The organism is Amycolatopsis sp. NBC_01286 (assembly GCF_035982555.1).
Lineage (GTDB): Bacteria > Actinomycetota > Actinomycetes > Mycobacteriales > Pseudonocardiaceae > Amycolatopsis.
The window spans coordinates 1,375,464-1,402,327 of the sequence record NZ_CP108428.1; the positions used below are offsets into that span (position 1 = coordinate 1,375,464).

Sequence of the window (26,864 nt, forward strand, 5' to 3'; positions counted from 1 at the left end):
AGGTGGCCGGACACTGAAGTGGGCGAACACGCCGAGTGCGTCCACTCGGGTGAGCTGTGGGTCGCTACGCTGTCGGCGTGCCGTTGTATGCCGCTTACGGATCCAACATGGAGCCCGCCCAGATGCTGGAGCGCGCGCCGCACTCACCGATGGCCGGCTCCGGCTGGCTGGAGGGGTGGCGCCTGACCTTCGGCGGCGAGGACCTCGGCTGGGAAGGGGCCCTGGCCACGATCGTCGAAGACGCGGGTTCCCGCGTCTTCGTCGTCCTCTACGACGTCACGTCCCTGGACGAGACGGGCCTGGACCGCTGGGAGGGCGGCGAGCTGGGGATGCACAGCAAAATCCGCCTGAGAGTCCAGACGATGGACGGCTCGGTCCTGGCCTGGCTCTACGTCCTGGACGCCTACGAAGGCGGCCTGCCCTCGGCCCGCTACCTGGGCGTCCTGGCGGACGCCGCGGAAGCAGCCGGAGCCCCCGCCGACTACGTCGACGACCTCCGAACCCGCCCCTGCTCCGGCATCACCGGCTAGCCGCCGTGTCGTCCCTCTAATCACACGTGTCGACCCTTCAATAACGCGTGTCGACCTCCTGATCACGCCGCTCGACCGGATCGCCGGTCGAAGGCGCTCCGCAGGTCGGTCAGCAGCCGGCTGGGATCACGGAGATCAGCGGCGGCGGCACGGACGGTGACCCAGCCCCGGCCCTGCATCTGTTCGTCTCGTTTGAGGTCGTAGTCGCGCCGTTCCTCGTGCGCGGCGAACCCGTCGTACTCGAGGGCGATGCGCCGGGCCGGCCAGGCCATGTCGAGCACGAAGAGCTTCCTGCCGTCGATGGCGGTGATCTCGTGCTGAGGCTCGGGCGCGGGAAATCCGGCCTCGACCACGATGAGCCGGAGCACGCTCTCGGGAGGCGACTCCGCCTTGCCCGTGGCGAGGTCCAGCAGCATCAGCGCCCTGTGGATACCTCGCCGGTCCCGGCGATCGTCAAGGCGGTCCCGCACGTTCTCCCGGAGCTTCGCGCAGTGGTCAGGAGGCAGGCCTCTCATCGCCTCGTCGACCGCCGCGAAGGCCGCGCGCTTGTCCCCGTCGCAGAGAAAATCTGCCAGCGCGCGATCGATCGAAAACATGGCCAGGCCATCGATCTCGATCATGTCCTCGTCCCGGAAGCCGCCTTGGTGCACGATCAAGCCGGTGCGCGATCGGATGCGGCGCGAATAGGGCACCGTTACGTGGACATCGCGGTCACCGGCGGCGGAAATACCATGCAGTGCAAGGGAAGTAGCGCCGGACAGAGTCACCGGTTGCCCCACGGCAAGCAGCGCCGCCGCGGCTCTCGTCGGCAGCTTCAACAGGTCGGAGGCATGCACCACAACGCCCCGCCACGGCTGGGTCAGTACGCCTCGTTCAAGCCCCTCAAGGACCTTCCGCCGGCCCAGAACCCGGTCAGCCTCGCTTCGCGAGAGGACCCCATGTCGCCTTGCCCAGTCGATCACGAAGTCAAGAATGAGGCCCTTCCATCGTGCAATGGAAGGGCCTCATCCCCAACCTGTGGATAACTACCAGCCTGTGGATAACCCTGTGTATGCCTCAGTCGTGACTGAAGCGTCGTCACGCGTGATCAGGAGGTCGACACGCGTGATTGAAGGGTCGACACGGTCAGGCGAGGGTGGCTAGGGCTGTGTGGACCAGGGTTCGGACTCCGCAGGCCAGGGCCCGCTCGTCGAGGATGAAGGTCGGGCGGTGGATGTCCGATTGCGGGGCCGGGTCGCCTGGCCAGACGCCCAGGCGGGCGAAGGCTCCCTGGACGTGCTCCAGGTACCAGCCGAAGTCTTCGCCGCCGGAGGACTGCTCGGTGCCGGCCACCGCTTCTTCGCCCAGGGCCGCCTCGACGCCCGCGCGCATCAGGGCCGTGGAGTCCGCGTCGGAGACGACCGGGGGGACGCCTCGGCGGTAGTCCAGCTGGAAGCCGACGCCCGTGGGGGCCAGCAGGGACTCCACCGACGACGCCACCAGGGGCTCCAGCGCCGTCCAGACCTCGTGGTCGGCCGTGCGCAGGGTGCCGCGCAGGACGCCGTCCTGGGGGACGGCGTTGGCCGCCTGGCCCGCGTGGACCGCGCCCCAGACCAGCACCGTGCCGGACCGGGGGTCGACGCGGCGGGACAGCACCGACGGCAGTGACGTGATCACCGTGCCGAGCGCGTGCACCAGGTCGGCCGTCAGGTGGGGGCGGGACGTGTGCCCGCCCGGCGACGTGAGGCGCAGCTCGATCAGGTCCGCGGCCGACGTCAGGGCGCCGACGCGCATGCCGACCTTGCCGACCTCGAGCCGCGGGTCGACGTGCAGGCCGTAGATCCGGTCGACGCCGTCCAGCGCGCCCGCCGCGATCATGTCCAGCGCACCGCCGGGCATGACCTCCTCGGCGGCCTGGAAGATCAGCCGCACCTTGCCGGGCAGCTCCGGCGCGCCGGCCAGGGCGCGGGCCGCGCCGAGCAGGATCGACGTGTGGGCGTCGTGGCCGCACATGTGCGCCGCACCCTCCACAGTCGACGCGTAGGGCAGCCCCGTCGCCTCCGTGAGCGGCAGCGCGTCCATGTCCGCGCGCAGCGCGACGCACCGCTCGCCGCGGCCGATGTCGCAGACGACACCGGTGCCGCCGGGCAGCACCCACGGCTTGAGGCCGACGGCACGCAGCAGCGTGACGACCAGCTCGGTGGTCGCGAACTCGTGCCGCGACAGCTCCGGGTGCGCGTGGATGTGCCTGCGCCACGCGAGCACGTCGGTCGCGTTGGCGCGAAGCCAGTCGTCAAGCCAGAACGGGCCGCGGCCCGCACCAAGGTCCTCCACGGGAGCCATGGTTACGCCGGCTTCGGAAATGAGCGCCTCCGGCCCCTCGATAGGGGTGATGATGCGCCCGTGGGGGTCGCCTGGAACGTCCGGTCGTGAGTCGAGCACCGTCACGCCGCACCTCCTCCCGCAACACGGGTAACCCGCGCAGCGGCTGGGGTCACGCAACGTGCCGATCGTTCTTTCGTACGCATTTGCAGACGATCGTGCACCATGCAGGAGGCAAGCCGCGCCTCGAAACGAGGCGTCCTAGACGGCCGGTAGCTGATCTGCGTTGAACGGTGTGCAGTAGTTCGGCCAAGGCGAACGCCGACGGCTGCTCGCCCGTCCGGACGCAGGGTTACGACCCTTTGGCCTTCTTCGACCGGATCCGCCGGCCCCAGACGACGATGCCGAGCAGGACCACCGCGACCAGGCCGGCGATCAGCTTGGTCTTGGTCTTCTCGGCGTTCGCCTTGTCGGTCTGGGCCGGGTCGAGCACCGGTCCGGGCGCCTGGGTCTGCGTGAGCACGGGCGCCGCGCCGGCGTGCGCCACGGTCACCGTGACAGCCACCGGCCGCGCCGGTGCGGCCTGGGCGGGCGACGCGGTGAACAGCACCGCCCCCAGCAGGCCGGCAACGACCAGAGCACGCAGTATCGCCATGTCATCCCTTCGCCACGACCGGCGGTCAACCGGCATTCTGCCCGCACGGGACCCGCGGGTCAGCCACCACGTGGTGGACCGAACGCGTCGAGGATCCGCTGTGCACCGAGGGTAGCGGTCAGTTCACCGTCACGCACCGCCCGTTCGACGTCGGGAACGACCGTTCGCACGTCCGGATGCGCCGCCAGCCGACTCAGCAGATTTTCGCGCACCATCGACCACGTCCAGTCGACCTGCTGCTGCCGGCGCCGGGCGGCCAGCTCGCCGGACGCCGAGAGCGCGGCGCGGTGCTCCTCGATCGCGCCCCAGACCTCGTCGAGCCGCAGGTTGTGCAGGCCGCTGCAGGTCAGCACGGGTGGCGTCCACGCCGCGTCGGGCCCGTAGATCATCCGCAACGCGCCGGCCAGCTCCCGCGCGGCGCGGCGCGCGTCCTTCTCGTGGTCGCCGTCGGCCTTGTTGACGGCGATGACGTCGGCGAGCTCCAGGACGCCCTTCTTGATGCCCTGCAGCTGGTCACCGGTGCGCGCGAGCGTCAAGAACATGAAGCAGTCGACCATGTTCGCGACGGCCACTTCGGACTGTCCCACCCCGACGGTCTCGACCAGGACGGTGTCGTAGCCGGCCGCTTCCATCAGCACGATCGTCTCGCGGGTGGCGCGGGCGACGCCGCCCAGCGTCCCCGACGTCGGCGACGGGCGGATGAACGCCCGCTCGTCGACGGCCAGGCGCGCCATCCGGGTCTTGTCGCCGAGGATCGACCCGCCGGTGCGCGTCGACGACGGGTCGACGGCCAGCACGGCCACGCGGTGCCCGGCGGCCGTCAGGTCCGTGCCCAGCTGGTCGATGAATGTCGACTTGCCGACACCGGGGACGCCGGTGATGCCGACGCGCCGGGCGCCACCCGCCGACGGCAGCAGCTCGACGAGCAGCTCCTGCGCCTGCGCGCGGTGGTCCTCGCGCTGGGACTCGACCAGCGTGATCGCCTTCGACAGCGTGCCGCGGTCACCCGCCAGCACGCCCTTGGCGTAGGCGGGGACGTCGATCTTGCGCGGCAACGCTCAGGACTCCTGCGCCGCGAGCTGGCCGAGCAGGTCGATGGCCGCGTCCGCGAGCACCGTGCCCGGCCCGAAGATCGCCGCTGCCCCGGCTTCGCGCAGCGCCGGGTAGTCCTGCGGCGGGATCACACCGCCGACCACGACCATGATGTCCGCGCGGCCCAGCTCGGCGAGCTCGTGGCGCAGCGCGGGCACCAGCGAGAGGTGCCCGGCGGCCAGCGAGGACACGCCGACGACGTGGACGTCCGCCTCGATCGCCTGGCGGGCGACCTCGGCCGGGGTGGAGAACAGCGGGCCGACGTCGACGTCGAAGCCGATGTCGGCGAAGCCGGTGGCGATCACCTTCTGGCCGCGGTCGTGGCCGTCCTGGCCCATCTTCGCGACGAGGATCCGCGGCCGGCGGCCCTCCTCCTCGGCGAACTCCTCGACCAGCGAACGGGCCTTCTCGACGTTCTGCGACTTCCCCACCTCCTCGCGGTACACCCCCGAGATCGTGCGGATCTGGCCGGAGTGCCGGCCCCAGAGCTTCTCCAGCGCGTCCGAGATCTCGCCGACGGTCGCCTTCGCCCGGGCCGCGTTGATGCCCAGTTCCAGGAGGTTGCCGCCGTTCCCGGCGCCTTCGGTGAGGCGCCGCAGCGCGTCGTCGGTGGCCGATTGATCACGCTCTTCACGCAGCCGGCGCAGCTTCTCGAGCTGCTGCGTCCGGACGCCGGCGTTGTCGACCTTGAGGACTTCGATGTCTTCATCGCTGGTGACCTGGTACTTGTTGACGCCGATCACCGGCTGCCGGCCCGAGTCGATCCGGGCCTGGGTGCGGGCCGCGGCCTCCTCGATGCGCAGCTTCGGGATGCCCGCGTCGATCGCCTTGGCCATGCCGCCGGCCTGCTCGACCTCGCTGATGTGGCCCCACGCCTTGCGCGCGAGGTCGTAGGTCAGCTTCTCGACGAAGGCGCTGCCGCCCCACGGGTCGATCACGCGCGTGGTGCCGGATTCCTGCTGCAGCAGGAGCTGCGTGTTGCGGGCGATGCGCGCGGAGAAGTCGGTCGGCAGCGCGAGCGCCTCGTCCAACGCGTTGGTGTGCAACGACTGCGTGTGCCCCTGGGTCGCGGCCATCGCCTCGACGCAGGTGCGCACGACGTTGTTGTAGACGTCCTGCGCGGTCAGCGACCAGCCCGACGTCTGCGAGTGCGTCCGCAGCGAAAGCGACTTCTGCGACTTCGGGTCGAAGCCCTTCACCAGCTTCGCCCAGATCAGCCGGGCCGCGCGCAGTTTCGCGACCTCCATGAAGAAGTTCATCCCGATCGCCCAGAAGAACGACAGGCGCGGCGCGAACTTGTCGACGTCCAGCCCGGCTTCGGTGCCCGCGCGGATGTACTCGACGCCGTCGGCCAGGGTGTAGGCCAGCTCGAGGTCGGCGGTCGCCCCGGCTTCCTGCATGTGGTAGCCGGAGATGGAGATCGAGTTGTACTTCGGCATGTGCTGCGAGGTGTAGGAGAAGATGTCGGAGATGACCCGCATCGACGGCTGCGGCGGGTAGATGTAGGTGTTGCGGACCATGAACTCCTTGAGGATGTCGTTCTGGATGGTCCCCGCGAGCTGCTCCGGCCGCACCCCCTGCTCCTCGGCCGCGACGACGTAGAGCGCCAGCACCGGCAGCACCGCGCCGTTCATCGTCATCGACACGGACATCTTGTCCAGCGGGATGCCGTCGAACAGCTGGCGCATGTCGTAGATGGAGTCGATCGCGACGCCCGCCATGCCGACGTCGCCGGAGACGCGCGGGTGGTCGGAGTCGTACCCGCGGTGGGTGGCCAGGTCGAAGGCGACCGACAGGCCCTTCTGCCCGGCCGCGAGGTTGCGGCGGTAGAAGGCGTTCGACTCCTCGGCCGTGGAGAACCCGGCGTACTGGCGGATGGTCCAGGGCTGGTTGACGTACATCGTCGGGTACGGCCCGCGCAGGTAGGGCGCGATGCCGGGGTACGTGCCGAGGAAGTCCACATCGGACAGGTCGGCCGCGGTGTAGACCGGCTTGACGCCGATGCCCTCGGGCGTCTCCCAGGCCAGCGCGTCCGGGCCCTTGCCGGTGGCGTCCTGCACGGCCTTGGCCCAGGCCTCGCGGTCGCCCGGCTCGGGCGTGCCGAGGTCGACGTCGGCGAAGTTCGGGATCGTCATCACGCAACTCCCAGCTTGGCGTGCAGACCGGTCAGGACTTCCAGGGCGTCGCAGCCGGCGAAGACGTTGCCGTCCACGCCGTCGTAAGAACCCTTGCCCGCCAGTAGTACGTGTTCGGCGCCCAAGGATGCCGCGACTTCGGCGGCCTGGGTCGCGTAGGCGTCGTCGGTGCCGCAGATACAGGCGATCTTGGCGCCGGACGCGCGGAACGCGCCGGGCAGGTCGTCGGTCGCGCCCGGGTTGACCACCTCGAGCCCGCCCGCCTGGAACAGGTTGGCGGCGAACCCGGCCCGCGCGGTGTGCGCGGCGACCGGGCCGAGCGTGGCCAGGAAGACCTTCGGCCGCTCGCCGTGCTCGGCGAGGTAGGCGTCGGACGCGTCGCGCAGGGCCTCGAAGCCCTCGGCGTAGCGGTGCCGCGGCAACCCACCGTCCACAGGGGACTCCAGCGGCTCCCGCTTCACGGGCTTCTCGGTCAGGTTCGGGAACTCGCTGACGCCGGTGAGCGGGTCGCGCCGGGTGGCGAGCCGCTTCGCGCGCTTGTCCCACGTCTCGGCGAGGCGGCCGGCGAGCGCGCCGGACGCCAGCTCCGCGACCAGACCACCCGCGGCTTCGATCGCGGTGAACTCGGCCCAGGCGACGCGGGCCAGGTCGTCGGTCAGCTTCTCGACGTACCAGGAGCCGCCCGCCGGGTCGACCACGCCGGCCAGCTTGGACTCCTCCAGCAGCACCGCGTGCGTGTTGCGGGCGATCCGCGCGGAGAACGCGTCGGGCCGGCCGATCGCGGCGTCGAACGGCAGGACGGTGACCGCGGCCGCGCCGCCGACACCCGCGCCGAAGCAGGCGACGGTCGTGCGCAGCATGTTCACCCACGGGTCGCGCTGGGTCAGCATCGCCGGCGACGTCACGGCGTGCTGGCGCATCGGCGAGAAGAAGCCGCACACCTCGGCAACGCGCGCCCAGAGGCGGCGGGCCGCGCGCAGCTTGGCGATGGTCGAGAACTGGTCGGCGGTCGCGGCGATCCGGAACTCCAGCTGCCCGGCCGCACTTTCGACGTCGAGGCCCGCGTCCGTCAACGAACGCAGGTAGGTGACGCCGGCGGCGACCAGCGCGCCCAGCTCCTGCACGTCCGACCCGCCCGCTTCGTGGAACGGCAGGCCGTCGGCGACGATCGTGCGCACCTTCGGGTACTTCCCGGCGACACGCGCGGCCAGCGCGGCGGCCGGTTCCAGCGCGACGTCAGCGCCCGTCTGGGCCGCGAGCCCGATCGGGTCGGCCCCCAGCACCGCGGTGGCCTCGCTCGCCGGGATCTCGCGCTCGTCGAAGATCTCGAACAACGCGGCCGCGGCGGCTTCGTACTCGGCGCCCGCGTCGAGGACCACCGGCGCCAGGTCGACGTAGACGTCGTTCAGCGCGTCGGCCATGGCCGCGGGCGGCACGGTCAGCCAGATCGACGTGACGCCGCCTTCGAGGTCCGCGAGGATCGCCTTGTTGACGGCCTGGGGATCGGTGCCGGTGAACCGGGCCCGGACGTCCCAGCCCGTGCTGACCTGCCCTTCCGGGCTCGCCCCGCGCACGAACGGCGACAGGCCGGGGAAGCCGGCGTCGCCCGGCACGTCGTCCGCGGTGTAGAGCGGCTGGATCTCGATGCCGTCGTAGGTACGCGTGACGAGCTTGCTCTCCGGGGCGCCCGTGAAGTCCTCCGGCAGTCTGCCGCTCTTGCGCAGCACGCCGGCCACGAGCTCCTGCCACTGCTCGCGCGTCGCCTGCGGAAACTCGGCCGCCAGGTCGAATTCGGAGATCGGCGCTGACTCCGGACCGGCCAGTTCAGTCATACCCAGTGATGGTAGAGGCACTCGACACGGACAGCCTGTGAGTCTGGTCGCCCCTGGGGGTGGTAGGGGTCGGAGCGGGGTACGACACAATTGGCGCGTGCCCCCCTCCAGCGAAGAGACACGACTGGTCGCCGGTCGCTACCGGCTGCGCTCGGTGCTGGGCTCGGGGTCCATGGGCACCGTCTGGTCGGCCTACGACGAGTTCCTGCACCGCCAGGTGGCCGTCAAGGAGATGAAGGTGCCGCCGGGCATCCCGTCGTCGCAGGCGGACGAGCTGCGGGAACGCACGTTGCGCGAGGCCCGCGCGATCGCCGTGCTGTCCCACCCGAACGTGATCATCCTGCACGACGTCGCCCGCGAGAACGACCAGCCGTTCGTGGTGATGGAGCTGCTGCCCTCGCGCAGCCTGGCGCACATCCTGCGCGACCACGGGCCGCTGACCTTCGAGCAGGCCGCCGCGATGGGCATCGCGGTCGCCTCCGCGCTGGAGGCCGCGCACGCCGCCGGCATCACCCACCGCGACGTCAAGCCGGGCAACGTCCTCGTGGCCAGCGACGGCCGGATCAAGCTGACCGACTTCGGCATCGCCCGCAACGTCTCCGAAGCGACCATGACGCGCACCGGGATCATGCTCGGCTCCCCCGCCTACATCGCGCCGGAGGTCGCCTCCGGCGGCGCCGTCACCCCCGCCGCGGACCTGTGGGGCCTGGGCGCGACGCTGTTCGCCGCGGTCGAGGGCGCGCCGCCGTACGACGCCGACGGCGATCCGCTGGAGACCGTCGGCAAGGTCGTCAACGGGAAGGTGCCCAAGCCGAAGGCCGGGCCGCTGGCCGACGTCATCTCGGCGCTGATGAAGAAGGAGCCGAACAAGCGGATCACGCTGCGCGACGTCCGGCACCGGCTGTACCCGCTGCAGACGAAGACCGCGCTCGACCTGTTCGGGCCCGAGCTGTTCCGCACGCCGGACGGCAAGAAGACGTCCGCCCAGCCGGACGCCACCGACACGCAGGTGATCAAGACCGTCCTGCCGGAGAAGGTGGAGAAGCAGGCCGAGAAGAGCGCCGAGCTGGCGTCGGACCCGGGCCCGCTGCCGTTCCTCAAGCCGCCGCCCGCCGCCCCGGCCCCGGCACCGCCGGCCGCCACGGTGTTCGTCCCGCCGCCGCCCCTGCCGCGGCCGGGACGGCGGACCGGCAAGGCCACCGCCGTGCTCATCGGCGTGGCGATCCTGCTCTTCCTGGTGGCCGCCGGCGGCGGGTTCGCGCTGGCCAGAACGGTCGGCGGCGAGTCGCTGCTGCCGCCGGCCGCCGAGCCGCGGCCGGCGTCCAACGGGCCCACCGAGGTGCCGCCGCCCGAGCTGGTGCGCCAGTCCGGCGACGCGAACGTGGCGACCGGGGTGAAGGGCGGCGAGTTCGGCCTCGGCGTGCCGAAGGGCTGGGAGAAGTTCGTCGCCCCGCACGACACCCGGTTCGGGCTGAGCACGGTCGTCCAGTACGTCTCGGACGACGGCCGCCGCGTGATCCGGCTCGAACGGCTGACGAACTACTTCGGCGACTACCCCAGCGACCAGCCCTACATCGACCAGCTGAAGCAGCTCTACCCGTCCGACGGCTTCCAGCTCTTCCCGCCGCAGCCCCTGGCGAACGGGACCACGCTGACCTTCCGCACGACCGACAGCGGCGACTCGACCAGCGTCACCCGCGTGACGTTCATGAACCTGCTCAAGGCGGGCTCGAGCCTCTGGATCTTCTCGGTCACCGCCCCGACCGAGCAGGAGGACGCGACCCGCAAGGACGTCTTCGAGCCCGTCGCCCAGTCGCTGACCATCTCCGACTGATGACCCGGTACGTCTTCGTCGGCGCGGGCGCGATCGGCAGCGCGCTCGGCGGCCTCCTCGCCCAGCGCGGTAGCTCGGTCCTGCTGGTCGCCCGCGGCGCGCACGCCGCGGCGATGGCGACCGGCGGCCTGACGCTGCGGTGCCCGGACGGCACGTCCACGCTCCGCGTGCCGGTGGCGACCGGGCCCGACGGCGTGCGGCTGACGGTCGACGACGTCCTGGTGCTGACGACCAAGACGCACCAGGCCGAAGCCGCCGTCGAGCAGTGGGCAGACGTGCCGGTGCACGACCACGCCGGGGCCGTCGCCGGCAGCGCCGCCGAGCTGCTGCCGATCTTCACCGCGCTGAACGGCGTCGCCGGCGAAGAGATCGCGTTGCGCGCCTTCGACCGGGTCTTCGGCGTGTGCGTGTGGTTCCCGACGGTGCTGACCGAGCCCGGCGAGGTCATCGTCCGCACCCGCTCGCCCCGCGGCGTCTTCCACATCGGCCGGTACGGCGCCGGCGACGACGACCTCGGTGCGCTCCCCGCGGACTGGGCCGCGGCCGGCTTCGGCGTCATCCCGGCGGCCGACGTCATGCGGTGGAAGTACCGGAAGCTGCTGTCCAACCTGAGCAACGCGCTGCAGGCGCTGCTCGGCGACACCACGGGCGCGGACGACCTGCGGCGAGTGGCCGAGGACGAAGGCAAAGCCGTCCTCGCGAGCGCCGGGATCGCCTACGCCGGCGACGACGAGGTCGACGCCGACTGGGGTGGCCTGTCGTTCGAGCCGGTACCCGGTGAGCCCGCGCAGCTGGGCGGGTCGAGCTGGCAGTCGCTCGTCCGCGGCACCGGCACGATCGAAACCGGTTACCTCAACGGCGAGATCGCCCTGCTCGGCCGCCGCACCGGGCAGCCGGCGCCGGTCAACGCCAAGCTCACGGCGTTGGCCCGCCACGCGGCTCGCGCGGGACTCCGGCCGGGCTCGCTGAGCGTCGAAGAGCTTCGGCGGCTCCTGGGCCTCGGTTAGTCGGGGAGGTCGCCGAGGACCTCGCGGGACACCAGCTCCTGGCCGAGGTGGCGCAGGCCCGCGAAGATCCGGTCGCCCAGTACCGTCACCACCAGCCCGGCCTCGATGATCTTGTCGTACGACGTCAGGCCCGTCACCGTGTCGACGTCCAGCTCCGCGACGCGGATCGCCAGGTGCGCGTACTCCTCGAGGTGCTCCGCCAGCTTGTCGTGGCCCAGCTCCTTGGCCGTGGCCAGCGCCGCGACGAGGTTCCCGACCGCGACGTGCTTGCGCTTCAGCTCGCCCCAGCCGTTGCGGCGGACGATCCCGTCGAGCAGCTCCCACGCCCAGTCGGCGGCCTCGTCGGACACCTGGGGCGCCGGGCCGGCCAGCTCCTCCTGGACGACGCCCATCGTGCGGTGCGGGGTCTTGTCGCCGTCGATCGCTTCGAGCACCGTGCCGACCGAGGCCAGCGACAGCCCGCCGACCTCGGTGAGGGCCTTGATCAGCCGCAACCGCTGGACGTGCGTCGCCGAGTACCGCGCCTGGTTGGGGCTGGTGCGCTCGCCCGGCGGCAGCAGGCCTTCGCGCAGGTAGTACTTGACGGTCGCGACCGGCACCCCCGACTCGGCGCTCAGTTCGGCCATCCGCATGCGTTTCCGCTCCGATCCCGCGTTCGGTTCAGGGTCCGCCTCCGGGGCAACCCTGAAGACTTCTCAGCATGGATACCTTAACTTCCCATAACGGAGAGCTTGACTATCCATTCTGGGAGGAACCATGACCATCCTTGCCGATCTCCGGACGAGAACCCGCGGGTGGCACCCGCCGTCGCGGTACGCCGGCGCCGCCTTCGGCGTGGTGGCGGTGCTCTGCGTCGCCGCCATGCTCGTCGACCACCGGACGCTCGAAGGCGCGCCGATCTGGGTCAAGCCGCTCAAGTTCGCGATCTCCGGCAGCCTCTACTTCCTCACGTGGAGCTGGCTGGTCTCGCTGCTGCCGCGGTTCCGCCGCACAGCGGGCTGGCTGACGAGCGCGCTCGTGGTGATCTTCACCGGCGAGTACGTCCTGCTGGCGCTCCAGGCCGCCCGCGGCCGGGCGAGCCACTTCAACAACTCGACCCCGCTGGACACCACGATCTACGACGTCATGGGCAAGATGATCATCGGGCTCTGGCTGGCGACGTTCGCACTGACCGTCCTGGTCATGTTCACGAAGGTCGCCGACCGCGCGAGCTTCTGGGCCGTGCGCGCCGGCGCCGTCCTGTCGCTCGTCGGGATCTCGCTCGGCATGCTGATGACGAGCCCGACCGCACAGCAGCTCGCGCAGTGGAAGTCCGGTGGCACGCCGGACATGGTCGGCGCGCACACCGTCGGCCTGGCCGACGGCGGCCCCGGCCTGCCGATCCTCGGCTGGAGCACGGTCGGTGGCGACCTGCGGATCCCGCACTTCGTCGGGATGCACGCGCTGCAGGCGCTGCCGCTGCTCGCGATCGCGCTGCTCGCGCTGACCTCGCGGTTCCCGCGGCTGCGCGACGACGTCGTCCGCGCGCGGCTGGTCCTGATCGGCGCCGCCGGCTACACGGGCCTGATCGGGCTGGTCACCTGGCAGGCGCTGCGGGCGCAGTCGATCGTGCACCCGGACGCCGTGACGCTGGGCGCGGCCGCGACACTCGCGGCCGCCGTCGGGCTGAGCGCGTGGGCCGTCGTGCGGACCCCTGACCGGGTGGCCGTGTGATGGCCTGGTTCACCTGGGCGTTCCCGCTCGCGACGCCGTTCTGGGCGCTCATGATCCTGCTGCCGAAGTGGCGCTGGACGGCGCGGATCATGCGCTCGCCGTGGGTGCCGCTGCTGCCGCTGGTCTGCTACTTCGGGCTCGCGCTGCCGCACTTCGCGGAGTGGGGCCGGGCGATGCTGCGGCCCGACCTCGGCGTGCTGCAGACGCTGCTGGCCACGCCGTGGGGCGCCGGGCTCGTCTGGGCGCACCTCATCGCGTTCGACCTGTTCATCGCGCGGTGGATGTACTTCGAGGCGCGCTCGCTGAACGTCTCGCCGTGGATCGTGAGCCCGATCCTGCTGCTCACGATCTTCCTGTCGCCGTTCGGGCTGGTGGCTTTCCTGGTGGTGCAGCGTCTTGCGGGGGCCCGGCCCCCGCACCCCGGCCGGGGGCCCGCCCCCGGACCCCGGAAGTAGGTGTATGTCCGGATACGCTCGCGGGCATGAGCGCACAGGAAGCCGCGGCCGTCATCGCCGACCGCACTGGGGTGGACAAGCACGACATCGCCGTCGTGCTCGGTTCGGGCTGGCGCCCGGCCGCGGACGTCATCGGGGAGGCCGACGCGGAGATCCCCCTGGGCGAGCTGCCCGGGTTCGAGCCGCCGAAGGTGCCCGGGCAGGGCGGGACGGTGCGCTCGGTGCGCGTCGGCGACCGCCGGGCGCTGGTCCTGCTGGGCCGCACGCACTTCTACGAGGGCAAGGGCATCGACCCGGTGGTGCACAACGTGCGCACCGCCGCGGCCGCCGGCGCCCGGACGGTGCTGCTGACCAACGCGGCGGGCGGGCTGCGCCAGGGGTTCCAGGTCGGCCAGCCGGTGCTGATCGCCGACCACCTCAACCTGACGGCCCGCTCCCCGATCGTCGGCGCGAACTTCGTCGACCTGACGGACCTCTACTCGGCGCGGCTGCGTTCCCTGGCCCGCGAGATCGACCCGTCGCTGGAGGAAGGCGTCTACGCGGGCCTCACCGGGCCGCACTTCGAGACGCCGGCCGAGATCCGCATGCTGCGCACGCTGGGCGCCGACCTCGTCGGCATGTCGACGGTCCTGGAGGCCATCGCGGCCCGCGCCGCCGGCGTCGAGGTCTTCGGCCTCTCGCTGGTGACGAACCTGGCCGCGGGCATGACGGGCGAGCCGCTCAACCACGAAGAGGTGCTGGAAGCCGGCCGCGCGGCCGCGACCCGCATGGGCTCCCTCCTGCGCGACCTGGTCGCCCGCGCCTGACCCGACCCGTCACTTTCGTAGGGAAAGATACGTCCGAGGCCCTCAAAGCGGCACTTTCACGTGAAAGTGCCGCTTTGGGGACTCAGGCGAACGACGGGAGCTGCGCGGCCACCTCGGCCGGGGACGGCATCGCCGCGACCTCCGCGGCCAGCACGCGGGCCGCGTCGCGGACGGCCGAGTCCGTCAGCAGGTGGCGGGCCTGCTCCGCGACGGCGTCCGGGGTGACCTCGGCGGCGAGCAGGCGGGCGCCGACACCCGCCGCGAGCACCGCGTCGGCGTTGCTGAACTGGTCGGCGCCCTGCGGGAGCACCAGCTGCCCGACACCCGCGCCGAACGCGCCGAGCGTCGTGCCGCTGCCGCCGTGGTGCACCACCAGGTCGACGTGCGGCAGCAGCGCCGACTGCGGCACCCACGCCGCGAGCCGCACGTTCGACGGCACTTCGCCCAGCGCCGCCGGGTCGACGGTCGGGCCGGTGGCGACCAGCACGTCGACGTCCAGCCCGGACAGCCCGGCGATCGCCGCGCCGAGGACACCGGCGTGACCCATCGCGGTGCCGAGCGTCAGGTAGACGAGCGGCCGCCGCTTGTCCAGCACGCCCGCGGGCAGCTCACCGGGCTCGCTCCAGCCGACCGGCCGCAGCGGCACGCGCCGCGCCCGCGCCAGGAAACCCGGTTCCTGCACCGATTCCGGGCAGATGTCGATGTACGGTCCGCCGAACGAAAGGTCGTCGCCGACGGTGATGCCCAGGCCGTCGGCGTGCGCCCGGATCGCGTCGCGGATGTGCGTGACCATCGGGTCGTCGCTCGACACCCGGCCGAAACCGTGCGCCACCACGGGAATCCCGGCCTGCATCGCGGCGAACGCGCCACCGGAGTTGCCGGCCTCGCTGACGACCAGATCGGGCCGCGCGTGCTCGAACAGCGGCAGCAGGTCGGCGACGAACCGCTTCGGCATGAGGTCGCCGAAGACCTTCGCGACGATCGGGCCGAGGACCTCCGGCGGGATCTCACCCGGCTGCCGCCGCGGGCCGGGCGGGCCGGAGGTGGCGAACGCCTGGCCGAAGGCGTCCTTGAGGGCGAGCCCGGCGGCGGCCGTCTCGAGCCCGGCTTTCCGCAGCTGGGGCAGGAAGTCTTCCGAAGTGGCGAACACGACGTCGTGGCCCGCGTCCCGCGCGGCCAGCGCCAGCGGGACGAGCGGGAACGTGTGACCGAAGGACCCCAGTGAGGTGAAGAGCAAGCGCACCCGCCCGACCCTAGCCCGTAGGCTGACGCGGTGACTTTGACCTCCACGCTGCGGGACGCCGCGTTCCGCTGGATCGCCGACGACCCGGACGCCGCCTCCCGCGCCGAACTGCAGGGGGTCGTCGCCCGCGCGCTGGGCGGCGACGCCGCGGCCGCCGACGAGGTGGCCGACCGGCTGGCCGGGCCGCTGGAGTTCGGCACGGCCGGGCTGCGCGGGCCGGTGCGCGCCGGGCCCAACGGGATGAACGTGGCCGTCGTCACGCGCACCACCGCGGGAGTGGCGGCCTGGCTGACCGCGCAGGGGCACGCGGGCGCGCTGGTCGTCGTCGGCCGGGACGCCCGCCACGGCTCGGAGGACTTCGCCACGGCCGCCGCGGAGGTGCTGACCGCCGCCGGGTTCACCGTCCAGGCGCTGCCCCGCCCGCTGCCGACGCCGTTGCTCGCCTACGCCGTAAAGCACCTCGGAGCGGTGGCCGGGATCCAGATCACGGCGTCGCACAACCCCCCGGCGGACAACGGGTACAAGCTCTACGACGCCACCGGCGGGCAGATCGTGCCACCGTCCGACGGCGAGATCGAGCGGGCCATCCAGGCCGCGCCGGGCGCGGTCGACGTGCCGCGCGAGCCGGGCGCCGGGGTCGTCGACCTGCTCGGCGGCTACCTCGACGAGATCGCCGCGCTCCCGCTCGGCGCCGAGCGCATCGTGCGCGTGGCCGCGACGGCGTTGCACGGCGTCGGCGCCGAGACGCTGCGCGCGGCCTTCGAGCGGGCCGGGTTCACCGACCTGCACCTGGTCGAGGCGCAGTCTGCACCCGACCCGGACTTCCCGACGGTGTCGTTCCCGAACCCGGAGGAGCCGGGCGCGACCGACCTGCTGCTGGCGCTGGCGGCCGAGGTGGACGCCGACCTGGCCATCGCGCTCGACCCGGACGCCGATCGCTGCGCGCTGGGCGTGCGCGAGCGGGACGGCTCGTGGCGGATGCTGCGCGGCGACGAGACGGGCGTGCTGCTCGGCTCGACCATCCTGTCCACTGTGGACCGCACGATGATGCCGGATCCCTTGGTGGCCACGACGATCGTCTCGTCGTCGCTGCTGGGCGAGATCGCCAAGGCCGAGGGCGCCCGTTATGCGGAGACGCTCACCGGGTTCAAGTGGCTGGTCCGCGCGGGCGACGACCTCGTCTTCGCCTACGAAGAGGCGCTCGGCCTCTGCGTGAACCCGGGATTCGTGCGGGACAAGGACGGCATCGCCGCCGCGACGCTGGCGGCCGGGCTGACCGCGCGGCTGCGCGCCGAGGGCCGCACGCCGCTGGACGTGCTGGACGAACTGGCGCAGCGGCACGGCGTGTACGTCACCGACCAGGTCTCGCTGCGGGTCACGGACCTGTCCGTGCGCGGCCGCCTGATGGGCAAGCTGCGCGAGGCGCCCCCGGCCGAGGTCGGCGGCGTCGCGGTGACGCTGGAGGACCTGCTCCCCGACGCGGACGTCCTGCGCCTCACCGGCGACGGCGTGCGGATCGTGGTGCGCCCGTCCGGCACCGAGCCGAAGCTGAAGGCGTACCTGCAGGTCGTCGAGCCGGTGCGCGACTCGCTGGCGGACGCGCGCGCGGCGGCGGGCACCCGGCTGACGGCGTTGCGGACCGACGTGGCGGCGCTGCTGTCCTGATGCCGAAGCTGCTGGTCGTGCACCACACGCCGTCGCCGTCGACCCAGGCGATGTTCGAGGCCGTGCTGGCGGGCGCGGCCCACCCGGACGTCGAGGGGGTCGAGGTGGTCCGCCGCGCGGCGCTGGCGGCCACGGTCTCCGACGTCCTCGACGCGGACGGCTACCTGCTGGGGACGCCGGCGAACCTGGGCAGCATGAGCGGCGCGCTGAAGCACTTCTTCGACACGGTCTACTACCCGTGCCTCGACGAGACGCGGGGCCGGCCGTTCGGGTACTGGATCCACGGCAACAGCGACACGTCGGGGACGGAACGCCAGCTGCTGGCCATCACGACCGGGCTGGCCTGGGCGAAGGCGGCGGACCCGGTGATCGCGACGGGCGAGCCGGACAAGACGGTGCTGGCGGCGTGCACCGAGCTGGGCGGCACGCTGGCCGCGACGCTCATGCCTTGAGACGTCGGCGCCCTGAGTGTCGCTGCTGATTGTCCCGGAGAAAGTAAGAGGCCTGTCACCGGAAGCCCTGGGGGTCGACCTCCGGCAACAGGCCGTGCCAAGGGTTCGCTGTGAGGCGATCGACCTTGGTCTATGAAGCGTACTACAGACGGCCGATCATGACGAGTCGGAGGCGCGCTTGCCTCTCGCCTTGTGGTTCTGTACACCCCCAGGGTACGGAAGAGCAAGGCGAGAGGCGAAGCAACTGTAAACCACTGCATACGATAGCTGTCAACATGTGCGTACAGTGGTTTCCCGGCTAGAATTTTCACGGTGGAAACTTAGGGGGCGGGGATGGCACAGGAACGCACCTTCGCGGAACGCCTTGCTGCCCTGATCGAGGCGGCCCGCCTCGACGGCCGGGCGCCGCACAGCTACCGCGAGATCTCGGCGGCCGTCGAGCGCGCCGGCGGGCCGGCGATGTCGCCCGCCTACCTCCAGCAGCTCGCGACCGGCAAGCGCGTGAACCCGAAGATCCACTACGTCGAGGCACTGGCCAGACTGTTCGGCGTGCCCGTCACCTACTTCTTCGACGCCGAAGCCACCGGCCCGGCCCCGACCGGCGAGGCCCAGCTGATGGCGATGCGCGCGCAGGAGCTGTCGCCGCAGGGCCGCCGGCAGGTGATGGACCTGCTGGACCTGGTCGAACGCTACGAGCGGGCCGAACGCGACGGCCGAAATCCGGAGGACGCGCCGCGATGAAGGAACGCGAGCTGCGCCGCCGGTGCCGGAAGCTGCTGAAGGACCTCGACATCGGGCCGCCGCTCGACGTCGAGCAGCTGTGCGCGCGGCTGGGCGAGCAGCGGGGCAAGCCGATCCGGCTGATGCCCTACCCGCTGGAGGTCCCCGGGCCGTTCGGCTGCTGGATCGCGACGTCGGCGGCCGACTACATCTTCTACCAGGCCGAAACGACGAAGCCCCACCAAGATCACATCATCCTGCACGAGCTCGGCCACATGCTCGCCGACCACCACCCGCAGGGCGACGCCGAGCCGGCGGACTTCCTGCGCGGCCCGGCTCCGGATCTTGACCCGGATGCAGTACACCGCGCCCTGCGCCGGACGTCCTACGATGACGCCCACGAGTGGGAAGCCGAGACCGTCGCGACCATCATCCTCGAGTGGGCGTCGGTCCTGAACTACACGATCCCGCGGCGCGCTGCGGACCGGGATCTTCGCCGGATCCAGGGGGCGCTCGGCGATCACCAAGGGTGGTTGTGAGCACACTTTTCAGCCCCGTGAACGTTCTCGCGATGGTGCTGTTCGCCGCGGCTTTGGCGTGGCGGATCTACCAGCTGGTCCGGGCGCCGACCCTGCCCAACTGGTCCGTCACCGCGTGCATCGCCGGGTTCGCCGCCGCGTTCCTCCTCCAGCAACAGGTGATCTCGGACGCCTTCGACGCCGTCTTCGGCCTCGGCGGCGCGCGGGTGGCGAACAACGCGCTGCTCGCCTGCGCCGTCTGCGCGCTGGTCCTGTTCTTCCTCGGCTCGGCGCTGGGGCCGATCCGCCGCTACGGGCGCGTGGTCGTCGAGCTGGTGCCGCTGGCCGCGGCGATCGCGCTGATGATCGTCGCGATGGACCTGACGCCGCCGGAGCTGCGCGGCGCCGCGCTCGGGCCGGCGACGATCCACGACAGCGGCGTCGCGCTGTTCTACCTGGGTGCCGGGCTGTACCTGATCTACGGCCTGATCGCCTGCACGGCGTGGATCGTGCGCTACCTGCGCGTCGCCGACCGGAACCTCCGGATCGGGCTGCGGATGAGCGCGGTCGGCCTCGCGAGCGCGGCCGTGGGCAGCATCTTCCGCGCGCTGTACATCGTGGTGGCGTGGGCGTTCGGGCCGGTCATCCGGATCCTGCTGCTGCTCGGGGTGCCGTTCGTGATCATCGGCGGCGCGTTGTTCCTGGCCGGCGTCACCTACCCCGGCGTCCGGGCGCGGCTGTCCGCGATGCGGCGGCGACGGCGGCACCGGCACGAGCACCAGGCCCTCGATCCACTGTGGACGGTCCTGGTCGGCGCGTTCCCCAGCATCGTGCTGCGGACGCCGCCGCGCGAACGGTTCTCGCCGCGCACCGTGCACCGCGTCTACTACCGCCGGGTGATCGAGATCCGCGACGGCCTGGTGCAGCTGTCCCCGTACCTGGACGCGGACTTCGGCGAGGTCCTCGCCACCGACCCGGGCGCCGCGGCGGCCGCGTTGAAGACGGCGTTGCGGCGGCACGCGGCGGGTGAGGAGAGCGACGGCCGCGCCAAGCAGGTGCTGCCCGCGGGAGCCGACGACATCGAGTCCGACGTCCGGCCGCTGCTGGCGCTCTCGGCCGCGATGGGCGCGTGACGTGGACACCCTGATCACGGCCGGCCGGGTGCTGCCACGGCCGTCGACGCCGGTTCCGGACGGCGCGATCCTGATGCGCGACGGCGTCCTGGTGGCGGTGGGTCCGCGAGCGGAGGTGCTGGCGCAGGCCGCGCCCGGCGCTGTCCGGCACGACTTCCCGACCGGCACGGCACTGGCGGGGTTGTTCAACGCCCACGTGCACCTGGCCTTCGACGCCTCACGCGAGATGCTGGCCCGCTTCCTGGCGGGCCCCTCTTTGGAGGACGCCCGCGCACGGCTGGCGTCGATGCTGCGCAGCGGCGTGACGACGGTCCGGGACCTGGGCGACCGCGGCCACCTGGGCGCGGCGGTGCGGACGTCCCTGGAGGGCGTGGCCGCCCCGCGGCTGCTGGTGTCCGGCCCGCCGATCACGGTGCCGGACGGCCACTGCCACTTCTTCGGCGGCGCCACGACGTCCGACGCGTCGATCCGGTCCCTGATCGACGAGAACGCCGCGGCGGGCGCGGACGTCATCAAGGTGATGGCCACCGGCGGCCAGATCACCGAGGGCGGCGCGGACATGTGGGAGCCGCAGTTCGACGCCCGGCAGCTGGCACTGATCGTCGCGCACGCGGCTTCACACGGCTTGCCGGTCGCGGCGCACGCCCACGGCGCCGACACGATCGAGGCGGCGGTCGAGGCCGGGGTGTCGACGATCGAGCACTGCAGTTTCATGACAGGCCCCCGCACGTTCGACCGCCGAGACCCCGTGGCGGCGTCGATGGCCGCTCGGGGGATTTCGGCGTGCTCGACGAGCAGCCGCAACTGGCGGACGATCGTCGAGAAGCTGGGTCCCGAGGTGGCACAGGCGATGTACGGCCGGTTGCCGTGGCTGGAGGAGCACGGCGTCCGGCTGCTGGCCGGCACGGACGCGGGCTTGCCGGGCTCGGTGTTCGACGACCCGGTCGGAGCGCTGGAGCTGTACGAGTGGCTCGGCTTCGGCCGCCGCCGGATCCTGGAGATCGCGACTGAGGACAGCGCGGCCGGGCTGGGTCTGTCGTCCGTCACCGGACGGCTTGAGGCCGGGTTGGCGGCGGACGTGCTGGTGGTCGAGGGCGACCCGCTGGCTTCGCTCGCGGCGCTGCGGAACCCGTTGCTGGTGCTGGCCCGGGGGCGTGCGGCCGCGTAGGTAGGTCGTTCGGTCGGTCGCGAACGGGCCACTCGCGCCCGTTTCGGCACGAACGGACCACTCGCGCCGCAGCGCCGAGCGCACGAACGGTCCACTCGCGCCCTCCCCGGCACGAACGGGCCACTCGCGCTCCACACGACACGAACGGACCGCCCGCACCGCTGCAACACGAGTGGTCCACTCGCGCCCTTACGGCACGAAGGGGTCTACTCGCGCCCCTACGTCACGAACGGCCCGTTCGCACCGTCTCCGCTGCGAACGGGCCACTCGCACACAAAGCCGAGCGCACGAACGGACCACTCGCGCCCATTTCGGTGCGAACGGGCCGTTCGCGCCGCCCCACCACGAACGGGCCACTCGGCCCAGCCTCGACACCAGCGGGCCACTCGCGCTGTCGCACGGGGGCACGAACGGACCACTCGCGCTCGTTCCGGCACGAACGGGCCACTCGCGCCGCCCCCAACGTCACCCGCCCGGCTGGAACCGCGCCCAGCCCACGCGCCACCACCGCCACCCACCCCCTCCCCTACGGCAAGGTCACCCCCCAGCCGCTTCCCCGATCGGGGACCCCAAGTTCCGTGACACCGTTTTAAAACAGTGTTACCGTAACCCCACCACCCCACCACGAATGGAGTCCCGATGCACGGCCCCATCCAGCTCTTCACCGTGATCGCCCTGGTTTCGCTGCCCACCATGATGTACGGCGGCTATGCGCTGATGGGCGTCATGCGCGACCGGAAGCTCACCGAGCACCAGCGGGCGATGTTCCGCGCCGGGCACGCGCACGCCGGCGTTCTGCTGATCCTCGCCCTGGTCGCATTGCAGATCCTGAGTCGCACGACCTTCTCCGACACCACCCTGTGGATCGGCAGTTTCCTGCTGCTGTTCGGGATCCTGGCGCAGTCCGGCGGGTTCTTCCTGCACCTCCTCCCGAACCGGGGCAAGCTCGGCGGGCGGGTGACGTCCGTCGGTGCTCTGCTGCTCGGCGCGGCGACGCTGCTCACCGCGTACGGGGTCGCATTCCCCTGACAAAACCGGTCGTTAAGCTGGTCACGTGCCTGAATACCTGCCGACCGCGCCCTACAAGGGGACCCGGGACTTCCTGCCCGCCGAGATGTCCGTGCGCACGCAGGTGTTCGGACATCTCTACGACGTCCTCGAGCGCCGCGGCTTCCTCCGCTACGACGGCCCGATCCTCGAATCCGCCGAGATCTACGAACGCAAGTCCGGCCAGGAGCTCGCCGACAAGCAGCTGTACACGCTCACCGACAAGCACGGGCGGCGGCTGGCGCTGCGCCCGGAGATGACGCCGTCGGTGGCGCGGATGATCGCCGGGAGCGCGAAGTCGCTGTCGTTCCCCGTGCGCTGGTACAGCCACCCGAACTGCCACCGGTACGAGGCGCCGCAGCGGGGCCGGGTGCGGGAGCACTGGCAGATCAACGCGGACATCTTCGGCTCGGACAGCGCCAACTGCGAGATCGAGATCTTCGAGCTGGTGCACGAGATGATGGCCGCGCTGGGCGCGACGCCGGACATGTTCGTGCTGCGCGTCAACGACCGGAACCTGCTGACGTCGGCGCTGACCGACGTCGCCGGCGTCTCCGAGGACCACCTCTCCCAGGTGTTCGCGCTGGTCGACCGCTGGGAGAAGTACCCCCGCGAGAAGCTGGCGGAGGGCGCCGGCGAGATCGGCCTGTCGGACAAGCAGTTCGACAAGCTGGCCGAGACGCTCGACAAGGGCGAGGCGCTCCTGGAGGAGCTGCCGGCGGCGGTGCGGGAGCAGTCGAACCTGGTGAAGGTGCTCAACAGCAGCGCGGGGTCGCTGGTCAAGTACGAGCCGATCATCGTGCGCGGGCTGGCGTACTACACGTCGACCGTGTTCGAGGTCTTCGACACCGCGCCGGAGAACCGCCGCGCCCTGTTCGGCGGCGGCCGCTACAGCGACCTCGCGTCGATGTTCACCGCACAGCAGATCCCGGGCATCGGCTTCGGCATGGGCGACGTCACGCTGATCGACTTCCTCGAGACGCACGGCCTCACCCCGGCCCCGCGCAGCGAGGTCGACGTCATGGTCATCCCGGTCACCGAAGACCTCTCGGACGCCGCCCGCACGGTCGCGCAGTCGCTGCGGCAGGCCGGGCTGCGGACGTCGACGCCGATCGAGCACCGCAAGCTGGGCAAGGAACTCACCCGCGCGGACAAGGCGGGTGCGGTCGCGGTGGTGATCGTCGGCCAGGAGGACTGGGCGGCCGGCAACGTGACGGTCCGCAGCCTCGCCACGCGCGAGCAGAACCCGGTCGCGATCGCGGACGCGCCGGCGGCGGTCACCGCGCTGCTGGCCTGAAATCGGTTCGACTCCCCCTCGGTGCCCGGGGCATCCTGGGCGCCGAGGGGGAATGCCGGATGCTGGAAACAGAACTGACCGTCGAGGATCTCGACGCGTTCGCGGCCGGTGACGTCCGGCGCTGGGCGGAGTTCGACCTGGCGTTCCGGGGGTCGTGGTGGACCGGACACGACGCACGGCTGAGCCGCCGTCCTTCGCGGGCCGAACTGGCCGAGGCCGCGTGCCACGGGAATGGGCGCCTGCGCGAAGCCGCCGTCGAACGGCTTGCGACCCGCACGGATCCCGAAGTGCTACCCCTGCTGCTGATCCGCTGCGTCGACTGGGTGCGGCCGATCCGGGATCTCGCGCGGCCGCTGACACTGTCCAAACTGGACGAATCGGCGTTCCGCGCGATGCTTCCGCTGATCGGCGTGCTGCGACGGCGGCAGGTCGACGACTGGATGACCACACTGTTCCGCCAGGCGCTGACCCCCCGGCTGCTCGACGACGCGCTGGCGCTGCAGGACACCGAAAGCCGCCGCTTCGCCCACCACGAGGCGATCGGGCTGCTCCCGGCCGGGCGGCTGCTCGACATCGCCGCCGGGGACCGGGACGTCCGGATCCGGACGTTGTGCGGTTCCGCGTTGCTCGACCGCGGTGCGGCCGTCGAGGAACTGCTCGCCGCCGGGACGCCGAAGATCCGGATGCGCGCCCTGACCCTTCTCGGCGACGACACCGCGGTGGCGCACCTCGCCGACCGGGCGTCGGCCGTGCGCTCGATGGCGCAAGCGCTGGTGCTGAAGGCGGGCGGCGACCCGGCCGCGCACTATCGCGAGCTACCGATCTCCGCGGGCGTGCTCGCCGGGCTCGGCGAGACCGGGACGTCGGAAGACGCCGGACGGCTGGAGCAGAACCTCACCGACGAGCGGCCGCGGTTCCGGGCGCTGGCCGTCCGCGGCCTGCGCCGGGTGGCGCCGGAGTCGACGGCGGTGTCGCCGCTGCTGACCGACCCGTCCCCCGCGGTGACCCGGCAGGTCGTGGAGTTCCTGCGCGGCAAGCCCGCGCTGGTCGACGTGCCCGCGCTCCGGGCCCTGCTGAGCCCGGAGCGCCCGGTCCACACGCGACGGGCGGCCGCGGCCCTGCTGCGCGACCGGGACACCTGGCTGCGGCTGCACACCGACCTCGACCCCGCACTGGCCCGCGAGATCCGCCTCGTACTGGGCTTCAGCACGTAACTCGCGTGATCAGCCCCGGATCTCACGTGATCGGGCCCGGAACTCGCGTGATTGGAGCCGTAACTCGCGAGTTCCGGCTTCGATCACGCGGGATCCGGCGTAGATCACGCGAGTTCCGGCCTTGATCACGTGGGTTACGCGAGGTCGGCGCGCAGCAGGCGGAGGGTGAACGTCGCTCCGGCGCCGGGGCGGGCGACGGCGGCGATCGTGCCGCCGTGGCCCGTCACCACCTCGCGGACCAGCGCCAGGCCCAGGCCGAAGCGGCGGCCGTCGCCCTCGGTGCCGCGGGCGAAGCGCTCGAAGATGCGGTCCGAATCCGCCGCCGGGAAGCCGACGCCCGTGTCGCGGACCCGCAGCTCGACGTACCGGTCGTCCGGCTGGCCGAGCCACACCTCGATCGAACCGCCCGGCGGGGTGTGGCCCAGTGCGTTGTCCAGCAACGCCGAGAGCACGCGCCGCAACGCCGTCGGGACGCCCTGGACGACGTACGGCCCGCGCTCGCGCGTCACCGCGATCCGGACCTGACCCGCTCCCGCGCGCACCGCCTCGGCCGCGACCGCTTCCTCGGCCAGCACGCCCAGCTCCACCGGCACCAGCTCCGGCCGGCCACCGCACGCCTGCGCGGACAGCAGCAGGTCTTCGACGACTTCGCCGAGCTCCCGCGTCCCGCGCACCAGCTGCTCCAGCCCGTCGCGGTCCCGCTCCGACGCCCGCCGGGCCAGCAGCTGCGCCCGGGTGTGCAGCCGGGTCAGCGGGGCGCGCAGCTCGTGCGAGGCGTCCGAGACGAACGTGCGCTGCCGCCGCAGCGCGTCGGCCAGCGGCCGGATCGCGCGGCACGCCAGCACCCGGCCGCACACCACCGCCGCCAGCAGCGCCAGCAGCTCGGCGAGCCCGAGCCCGAACAGCAGCGACGAGCGGTCCTGGATCTGGTACCGCTCCTCGAAGTACGCCTGTGAGACGACGCCGCCGTGGTTCTCCACGCGGATCGTGTACGTCATGCCGCCGAGCGAGCGGCGTTCCGTGTGGACATCACCCGGCGACGGCGTGAGCGCGGCCAGCCCGGCGACCGGCACCCCGGCCGGCGACGGCCCGGCGGGCGCGTGCAGCGCGGGTGTGAACAGCCAGACGCAGCCGGGCGGGGTCGCGGTGGGGCCGAGTTCGATCGTGCGGGCCAGCGTCCGGTCGGCGTCGGCGTGCTGGCCCGACAGCAGCATCCCGTAGGCGATCCCGCCCGCGACGGCCACCAGCAGCGACACCACGACGGCGATCTGCGTGGTGATCACCCACCGCGCCCGGCGCAGGGCGCGGGCTTCGGGGTCTCCGGGGTCGCCGCGGGGTCTCACACCGCGCCGATCTGGTAGCCGAGCCCGTGCACCGTGCGCACGACGTCCCGGCCGAGCTTGCGCCGCAGGTAGTAGACGTAAGTGTCCACAATGGACTCACCGGTCGAGTCGGCGAACACGCGGGTGCGCAGCGCCGCCCGCGGGTGGATCGCCTTCGGGCGCTGGGCCAGCGCCCGCAGCAGCTCGAACTCGCGCCCGGACAGCGTGATCCGCTCACCGCGCGGCAGCACGACCTCGTGGCGCTGCAGGTCGAGCGCGGCGGTGCCGAGCGGGATGCACTCGGCGCCGTCGAGGTCACGGCGGCCCAGCGCGCGCAGCCGGGCCAGCAGCTCCTCGGTCTCGAACGGCTTGACGAGGTAGTCGTCGGCGCCGGCGTCGAGCCCGCCGACGCGGTCGGCGAGCGTGCTCAGCGCCGACAGCATCAGGACGCGCGTGGTGACCGCCCGGGCCCGGAGCCGGGCGAGCAGCTCCAGGCCGTCGAGCACCGGCAACCGGCGGTCGATGATCATCACGTCGTACCGCCCGGTGAGGCCGAGGTGCAGACCCCGCTGACCGTCGTACGCCGCGTCCGTCTCGTAGCCTTCGTCCGCGAGCAGCTCGGCGAGCAAGCCCGCGAGTTCGCGGTCATCCTCGACGAGGAGCACTCTCGGTTTCTCCGCCGCATCGTGCACGACCCCATACTGGCAGTTATTTTCTGGTATTGA

At 72.0% G+C, this 26,864-nt stretch carries 25 protein-coding genes; 15 read left to right on the forward strand and 10 right to left on the reverse strand.

Going from position 1 to position 26,864, the window contains the following annotated elements; all coding sequences use genetic code 11:
• Nucleotides 1–77 precede the first annotated feature (77 nt).
• Complete coding sequence (locus OG570_RS06480) at nucleotides 78–530, forward strand: gamma-glutamylcyclotransferase (protein ID WP_247060826.1); 453 nt, start codon at nucleotides 78–80, stop codon at nucleotides 528–530.
• Nucleotides 531–592: 62 nt separating this feature from the next.
• Here OG570_RS06480 and OG570_RS06485 read toward each other — a convergent pair whose 3' ends face one another.
• The 6 genes from OG570_RS06485 to OG570_RS06510 form a co-directional block, all read right to left on the reverse strand.
• Complete coding sequence (locus OG570_RS06485) at nucleotides 593–1,435, reverse strand: DUF559 domain-containing protein (protein ID WP_326959903.1); 843 nt, start codon at nucleotides 1,433–1,435, stop codon at nucleotides 593–595.
• Nucleotides 1,436–1,655: 220 nt separating this feature from the next.
• The gene (locus OG570_RS06490) at nucleotides 1,656–2,957 is read right to left on the reverse strand and encodes an amidohydrolase (protein ID WP_326946188.1); all 1,302 of its coding nucleotides are present in this window, start codon (nucleotides 2,955–2,957) and stop codon (nucleotides 1,656–1,658) included.
• Nucleotides 2,958–3,183: 226 nt separating this feature from the next.
• Nucleotides 3,184–3,486, reverse strand: a complete 303-nt coding sequence (locus OG570_RS06495; RefSeq protein ID WP_326946187.1) for a hypothetical protein — start codon at nucleotides 3,484–3,486, stop codon at nucleotides 3,184–3,186.
• Nucleotides 3,487–3,545: 59 nt separating this feature from the next.
• Nucleotides 3,546–4,541 carry a methylmalonyl Co-A mutase-associated GTPase MeaB gene (gene meaB, locus OG570_RS06500; RefSeq protein WP_247060823.1) on the reverse strand — a complete coding sequence of 332 codons (996 nt, stop codon included), beginning with the start codon at nucleotides 4,539–4,541 and terminating at the stop codon, nucleotides 3,546–3,548.
• 3 nt (nucleotides 4,542–4,544) lie between these two features.
• Nucleotides 4,545–6,713, reverse strand: coding sequence for a methylmalonyl-CoA mutase (gene scpA / locus OG570_RS06505; RefSeq protein WP_326955950.1), 2,169 nt, complete (start codon nucleotides 6,711–6,713; stop codon nucleotides 4,545–4,547).
• Nucleotides 6,713–8,545 carry a methylmalonyl-CoA mutase family protein gene (locus OG570_RS06510; RefSeq protein WP_326955951.1) on the reverse strand — a complete coding sequence of 611 codons (1,833 nt, stop codon included), beginning with the start codon at nucleotides 8,543–8,545 and terminating at the stop codon, nucleotides 6,713–6,715. The genes scpA and OG570_RS06510 overlap by 1 nt, the downstream gene beginning before the upstream one ends.
• 97 nt (nucleotides 8,546–8,642) lie before the next feature.
• Between OG570_RS06510 and OG570_RS06515 the strand changes: the two genes are divergently transcribed.
• Nucleotides 8,643–10,379: a serine/threonine-protein kinase gene (locus OG570_RS06515; protein ID WP_326955952.1), complete on the forward strand. Its 1,737-nt coding sequence runs from the start codon at nucleotides 8,643–8,645 to the stop codon at nucleotides 10,377–10,379.
• Nucleotides 10,379–11,386: a ketopantoate reductase family protein gene (locus tag OG570_RS06520; protein WP_326955953.1), complete on the forward strand. Its 1,008-nt coding sequence runs from the start codon at nucleotides 10,379–10,381 to the stop codon at nucleotides 11,384–11,386. Before OG570_RS06515 ends, OG570_RS06520 begins: the two co-directional genes overlap by 1 nt.
• On the opposite strand, the gene OG570_RS06525 is transcribed toward OG570_RS06520, so the two are convergent.
• The gene (locus OG570_RS06525) at nucleotides 11,383–12,012 is read right to left on the reverse strand and encodes a MerR family transcriptional regulator (RefSeq protein ID WP_326955954.1); all 630 of its coding nucleotides are present in this window, start codon (nucleotides 12,010–12,012) and stop codon (nucleotides 11,383–11,385) included. The genes OG570_RS06520 and OG570_RS06525 overlap by 4 nt on opposite strands.
• Before the next feature lie 130 nt (nucleotides 12,013–12,142).
• On the opposite strand from OG570_RS06525, the gene OG570_RS06530 reads away from it, so the two are divergent.
• From OG570_RS06530 to OG570_RS06540, 3 genes are read left to right on the forward strand one after another with little or no spacing between them, the layout of a single operon-like run.
• Nucleotides 12,143–13,099 carry a hypothetical protein gene (locus OG570_RS06530; protein WP_326955955.1) on the forward strand — a complete coding sequence of 319 codons (957 nt, stop codon included), beginning with the start codon at nucleotides 12,143–12,145 and terminating at the stop codon, nucleotides 13,097–13,099.
• The gene (locus OG570_RS06535; protein ID WP_326955956.1) at nucleotides 13,099–13,554 is read left to right on the forward strand and encodes an ABA4-like family protein; all 456 of its coding nucleotides are present in this window, start codon (nucleotides 13,099–13,101) and stop codon (nucleotides 13,552–13,554) included. Before OG570_RS06530 ends, OG570_RS06535 begins: the two co-directional genes overlap by 1 nt.
• 26 nt (nucleotides 13,555–13,580) lie before the next feature.
• Complete coding sequence (locus OG570_RS06540) at nucleotides 13,581–14,360, forward strand: purine-nucleoside phosphorylase (RefSeq protein ID WP_247060815.1); 780 nt, start codon at nucleotides 13,581–13,583, stop codon at nucleotides 14,358–14,360.
• A gap of 82 nt (nucleotides 14,361–14,442) precedes the next feature.
• Here the strand turns inward: OG570_RS06540 and OG570_RS06545 are convergent, their stop codons facing one another.
• On the reverse strand, nucleotides 14,443–15,603 hold the full coding sequence (locus tag OG570_RS06545; protein WP_326955957.1) for a glycosyltransferase: 1,161 nt from the start codon (nucleotides 15,601–15,603) through the stop codon (nucleotides 14,443–14,445).
• A 30-nt stretch (nucleotides 15,604–15,633) separates the two neighbouring features.
• On the opposite strand from OG570_RS06545, the gene OG570_RS06550 reads away from it, so the two are divergent.
• The 9 genes from OG570_RS06550 to OG570_RS06590 all read left to right on the forward strand — a co-directional run bounded on the left by OG570_RS06550 (nucleotide 15,634) and on the right by OG570_RS06590 (nucleotide 24,817).
• On the forward strand, nucleotides 15,634–17,268 hold the full coding sequence (locus OG570_RS06550) for a phospho-sugar mutase (protein ID WP_326955958.1): 1,635 nt from the start codon (nucleotides 15,634–15,636) through the stop codon (nucleotides 17,266–17,268).
• Nucleotides 17,268–17,720: a flavodoxin family protein gene (locus OG570_RS06555; protein WP_326946176.1), complete on the forward strand. Its 453-nt coding sequence runs from the start codon at nucleotides 17,268–17,270 to the stop codon at nucleotides 17,718–17,720. The genes OG570_RS06550 and OG570_RS06555 overlap by 1 nt, the downstream gene beginning before the upstream one ends.
• Nucleotides 17,721–18,053: 333 nt before the next feature.
• A complete protein-coding gene (locus OG570_RS06560) occupies nucleotides 18,054–18,461 on the forward strand; it encodes a helix-turn-helix domain-containing protein (protein ID WP_326946174.1) in 408 nt (135 codons plus the stop codon).
• Nucleotides 18,458–18,979: a hypothetical protein gene (locus tag OG570_RS06565; RefSeq protein WP_247060810.1), complete on the forward strand. Its 522-nt coding sequence runs from the start codon at nucleotides 18,458–18,460 to the stop codon at nucleotides 18,977–18,979. The genes OG570_RS06560 and OG570_RS06565 overlap by 4 nt, the downstream gene beginning before the upstream one ends.
• Nucleotides 18,976–20,091 carry an MAB_1171c family putative transporter gene (locus tag OG570_RS06570; protein WP_326955959.1) on the forward strand — a complete coding sequence of 372 codons (1,116 nt, stop codon included), beginning with the start codon at nucleotides 18,976–18,978 and terminating at the stop codon, nucleotides 20,089–20,091. Before OG570_RS06565 ends, OG570_RS06570 begins: the two co-directional genes overlap by 4 nt.
• Before the next feature lies 1 nt (nucleotide 20,092).
• The gene (locus OG570_RS06575; RefSeq protein WP_326955960.1) at nucleotides 20,093–21,259 is read left to right on the forward strand and encodes an amidohydrolase family protein; all 1,167 of its coding nucleotides are present in this window, start codon (nucleotides 20,093–20,095) and stop codon (nucleotides 21,257–21,259) included.
• Nucleotides 21,260–21,898: 639 nt separating this feature from the next.
• A complete protein-coding gene (locus OG570_RS06580) occupies nucleotides 21,899–22,288 on the forward strand; it encodes a hypothetical protein (protein ID WP_326955961.1) in 390 nt (129 codons plus the stop codon).
• A gap of 25 nt (nucleotides 22,289–22,313) precedes the next feature.
• Nucleotides 22,314–23,603 (forward strand): histidine--tRNA ligase, encoded by a 1,290-nt coding sequence (gene hisS, locus OG570_RS06585; protein WP_326955962.1) that lies wholly within the window; start codon nucleotides 22,314–22,316, stop codon nucleotides 23,601–23,603.
• A gap of 59 nt (nucleotides 23,604–23,662) precedes the next feature.
• Nucleotides 23,663–24,817, forward strand: a complete 1,155-nt coding sequence (locus OG570_RS06590; protein WP_326955963.1) for a hypothetical protein — start codon at nucleotides 23,663–23,665, stop codon at nucleotides 24,815–24,817.
• Between the two features lie 134 nt (nucleotides 24,818–24,951).
• Here OG570_RS06590 and OG570_RS06595 read toward each other — a convergent pair whose 3' ends face one another.
• Both OG570_RS06595 and OG570_RS06600 read right to left on the reverse strand, forming a co-directional pair.
• Nucleotides 24,952–26,160, reverse strand: a complete 1,209-nt coding sequence (locus OG570_RS06595) for a sensor histidine kinase (RefSeq protein ID WP_326955964.1) — start codon at nucleotides 26,158–26,160, stop codon at nucleotides 24,952–24,954.
• Complete coding sequence (locus OG570_RS06600) at nucleotides 26,157–26,804, reverse strand: response regulator transcription factor (protein ID WP_326946167.1); 648 nt, start codon at nucleotides 26,802–26,804, stop codon at nucleotides 26,157–26,159. Before OG570_RS06600 ends, OG570_RS06595 begins: the two co-directional genes overlap by 4 nt.
• Nucleotides 26,805–26,864: the final 60 nt, after the last annotated feature.

Excerpts from the sequence above, each read along its gene's own strand:
- OG570_RS06495 (WP_326946187.1), bottom strand. The coding sequence starts at position 3,486 with ATGGCGATACTGCGTGCTCTGGTCGTTGCCGGCCTGCTGGGGGCGGTG.
- scpA (WP_326955950.1), bottom strand. The coding sequence starts at position 6,713 with ATGACGATCCCGAACTTCGCCGACGTCGACCTCGGCACGCCCGAGCCG.
- OG570_RS06510 (WP_326955951.1), bottom strand. The coding sequence starts at position 8,545 with ATGACTGAACTGGCCGGTCCGGAGTCAGCGCCGATCTCCGAATTCGAC.
- OG570_RS06520 (WP_326955953.1), top strand. The coding sequence starts at position 10,379 with ATGACCCGGTACGTCTTCGTCGGCGCGGGCGCGATCGGCAGCGCGCTC.
- OG570_RS06525 (WP_326955954.1), bottom strand. The coding sequence starts at position 12,012 with ATGGCCGAACTGAGCGCCGAGTCGGGGGTGCCGGTCGCGACCGTCAAG.
- OG570_RS06530 (WP_326955955.1), top strand. The coding sequence starts at position 12,143 with ATGACCATCCTTGCCGATCTCCGGACGAGAACCCGCGGGTGGCACCCG.
- OG570_RS06535 (WP_326955956.1), top strand. The coding sequence starts at position 13,099 with ATGGCCTGGTTCACCTGGGCGTTCCCGCTCGCGACGCCGTTCTGGGCG.
- OG570_RS06540 (WP_247060815.1), top strand. The coding sequence starts at position 13,581 with ATGAGCGCACAGGAAGCCGCGGCCGTCATCGCCGACCGCACTGGGGTG.
- OG570_RS06555 (WP_326946176.1), top strand. The coding sequence starts at position 17,268 with ATGCCGAAGCTGCTGGTCGTGCACCACACGCCGTCGCCGTCGACCCAG.
- OG570_RS06560 (WP_326946174.1), top strand. The coding sequence starts at position 18,054 with ATGGCACAGGAACGCACCTTCGCGGAACGCCTTGCTGCCCTGATCGAG.
- OG570_RS06565 (WP_247060810.1), top strand. The coding sequence starts at position 18,458 with ATGAAGGAACGCGAGCTGCGCCGCCGGTGCCGGAAGCTGCTGAAGGAC.
- OG570_RS06580 (WP_326955961.1), top strand. The coding sequence starts at position 21,899 with ATGCACGGCCCCATCCAGCTCTTCACCGTGATCGCCCTGGTTTCGCTG.
- OG570_RS06590 (WP_326955963.1), top strand. The coding sequence starts at position 23,663 with ATGCTGGAAACAGAACTGACCGTCGAGGATCTCGACGCGTTCGCGGCC.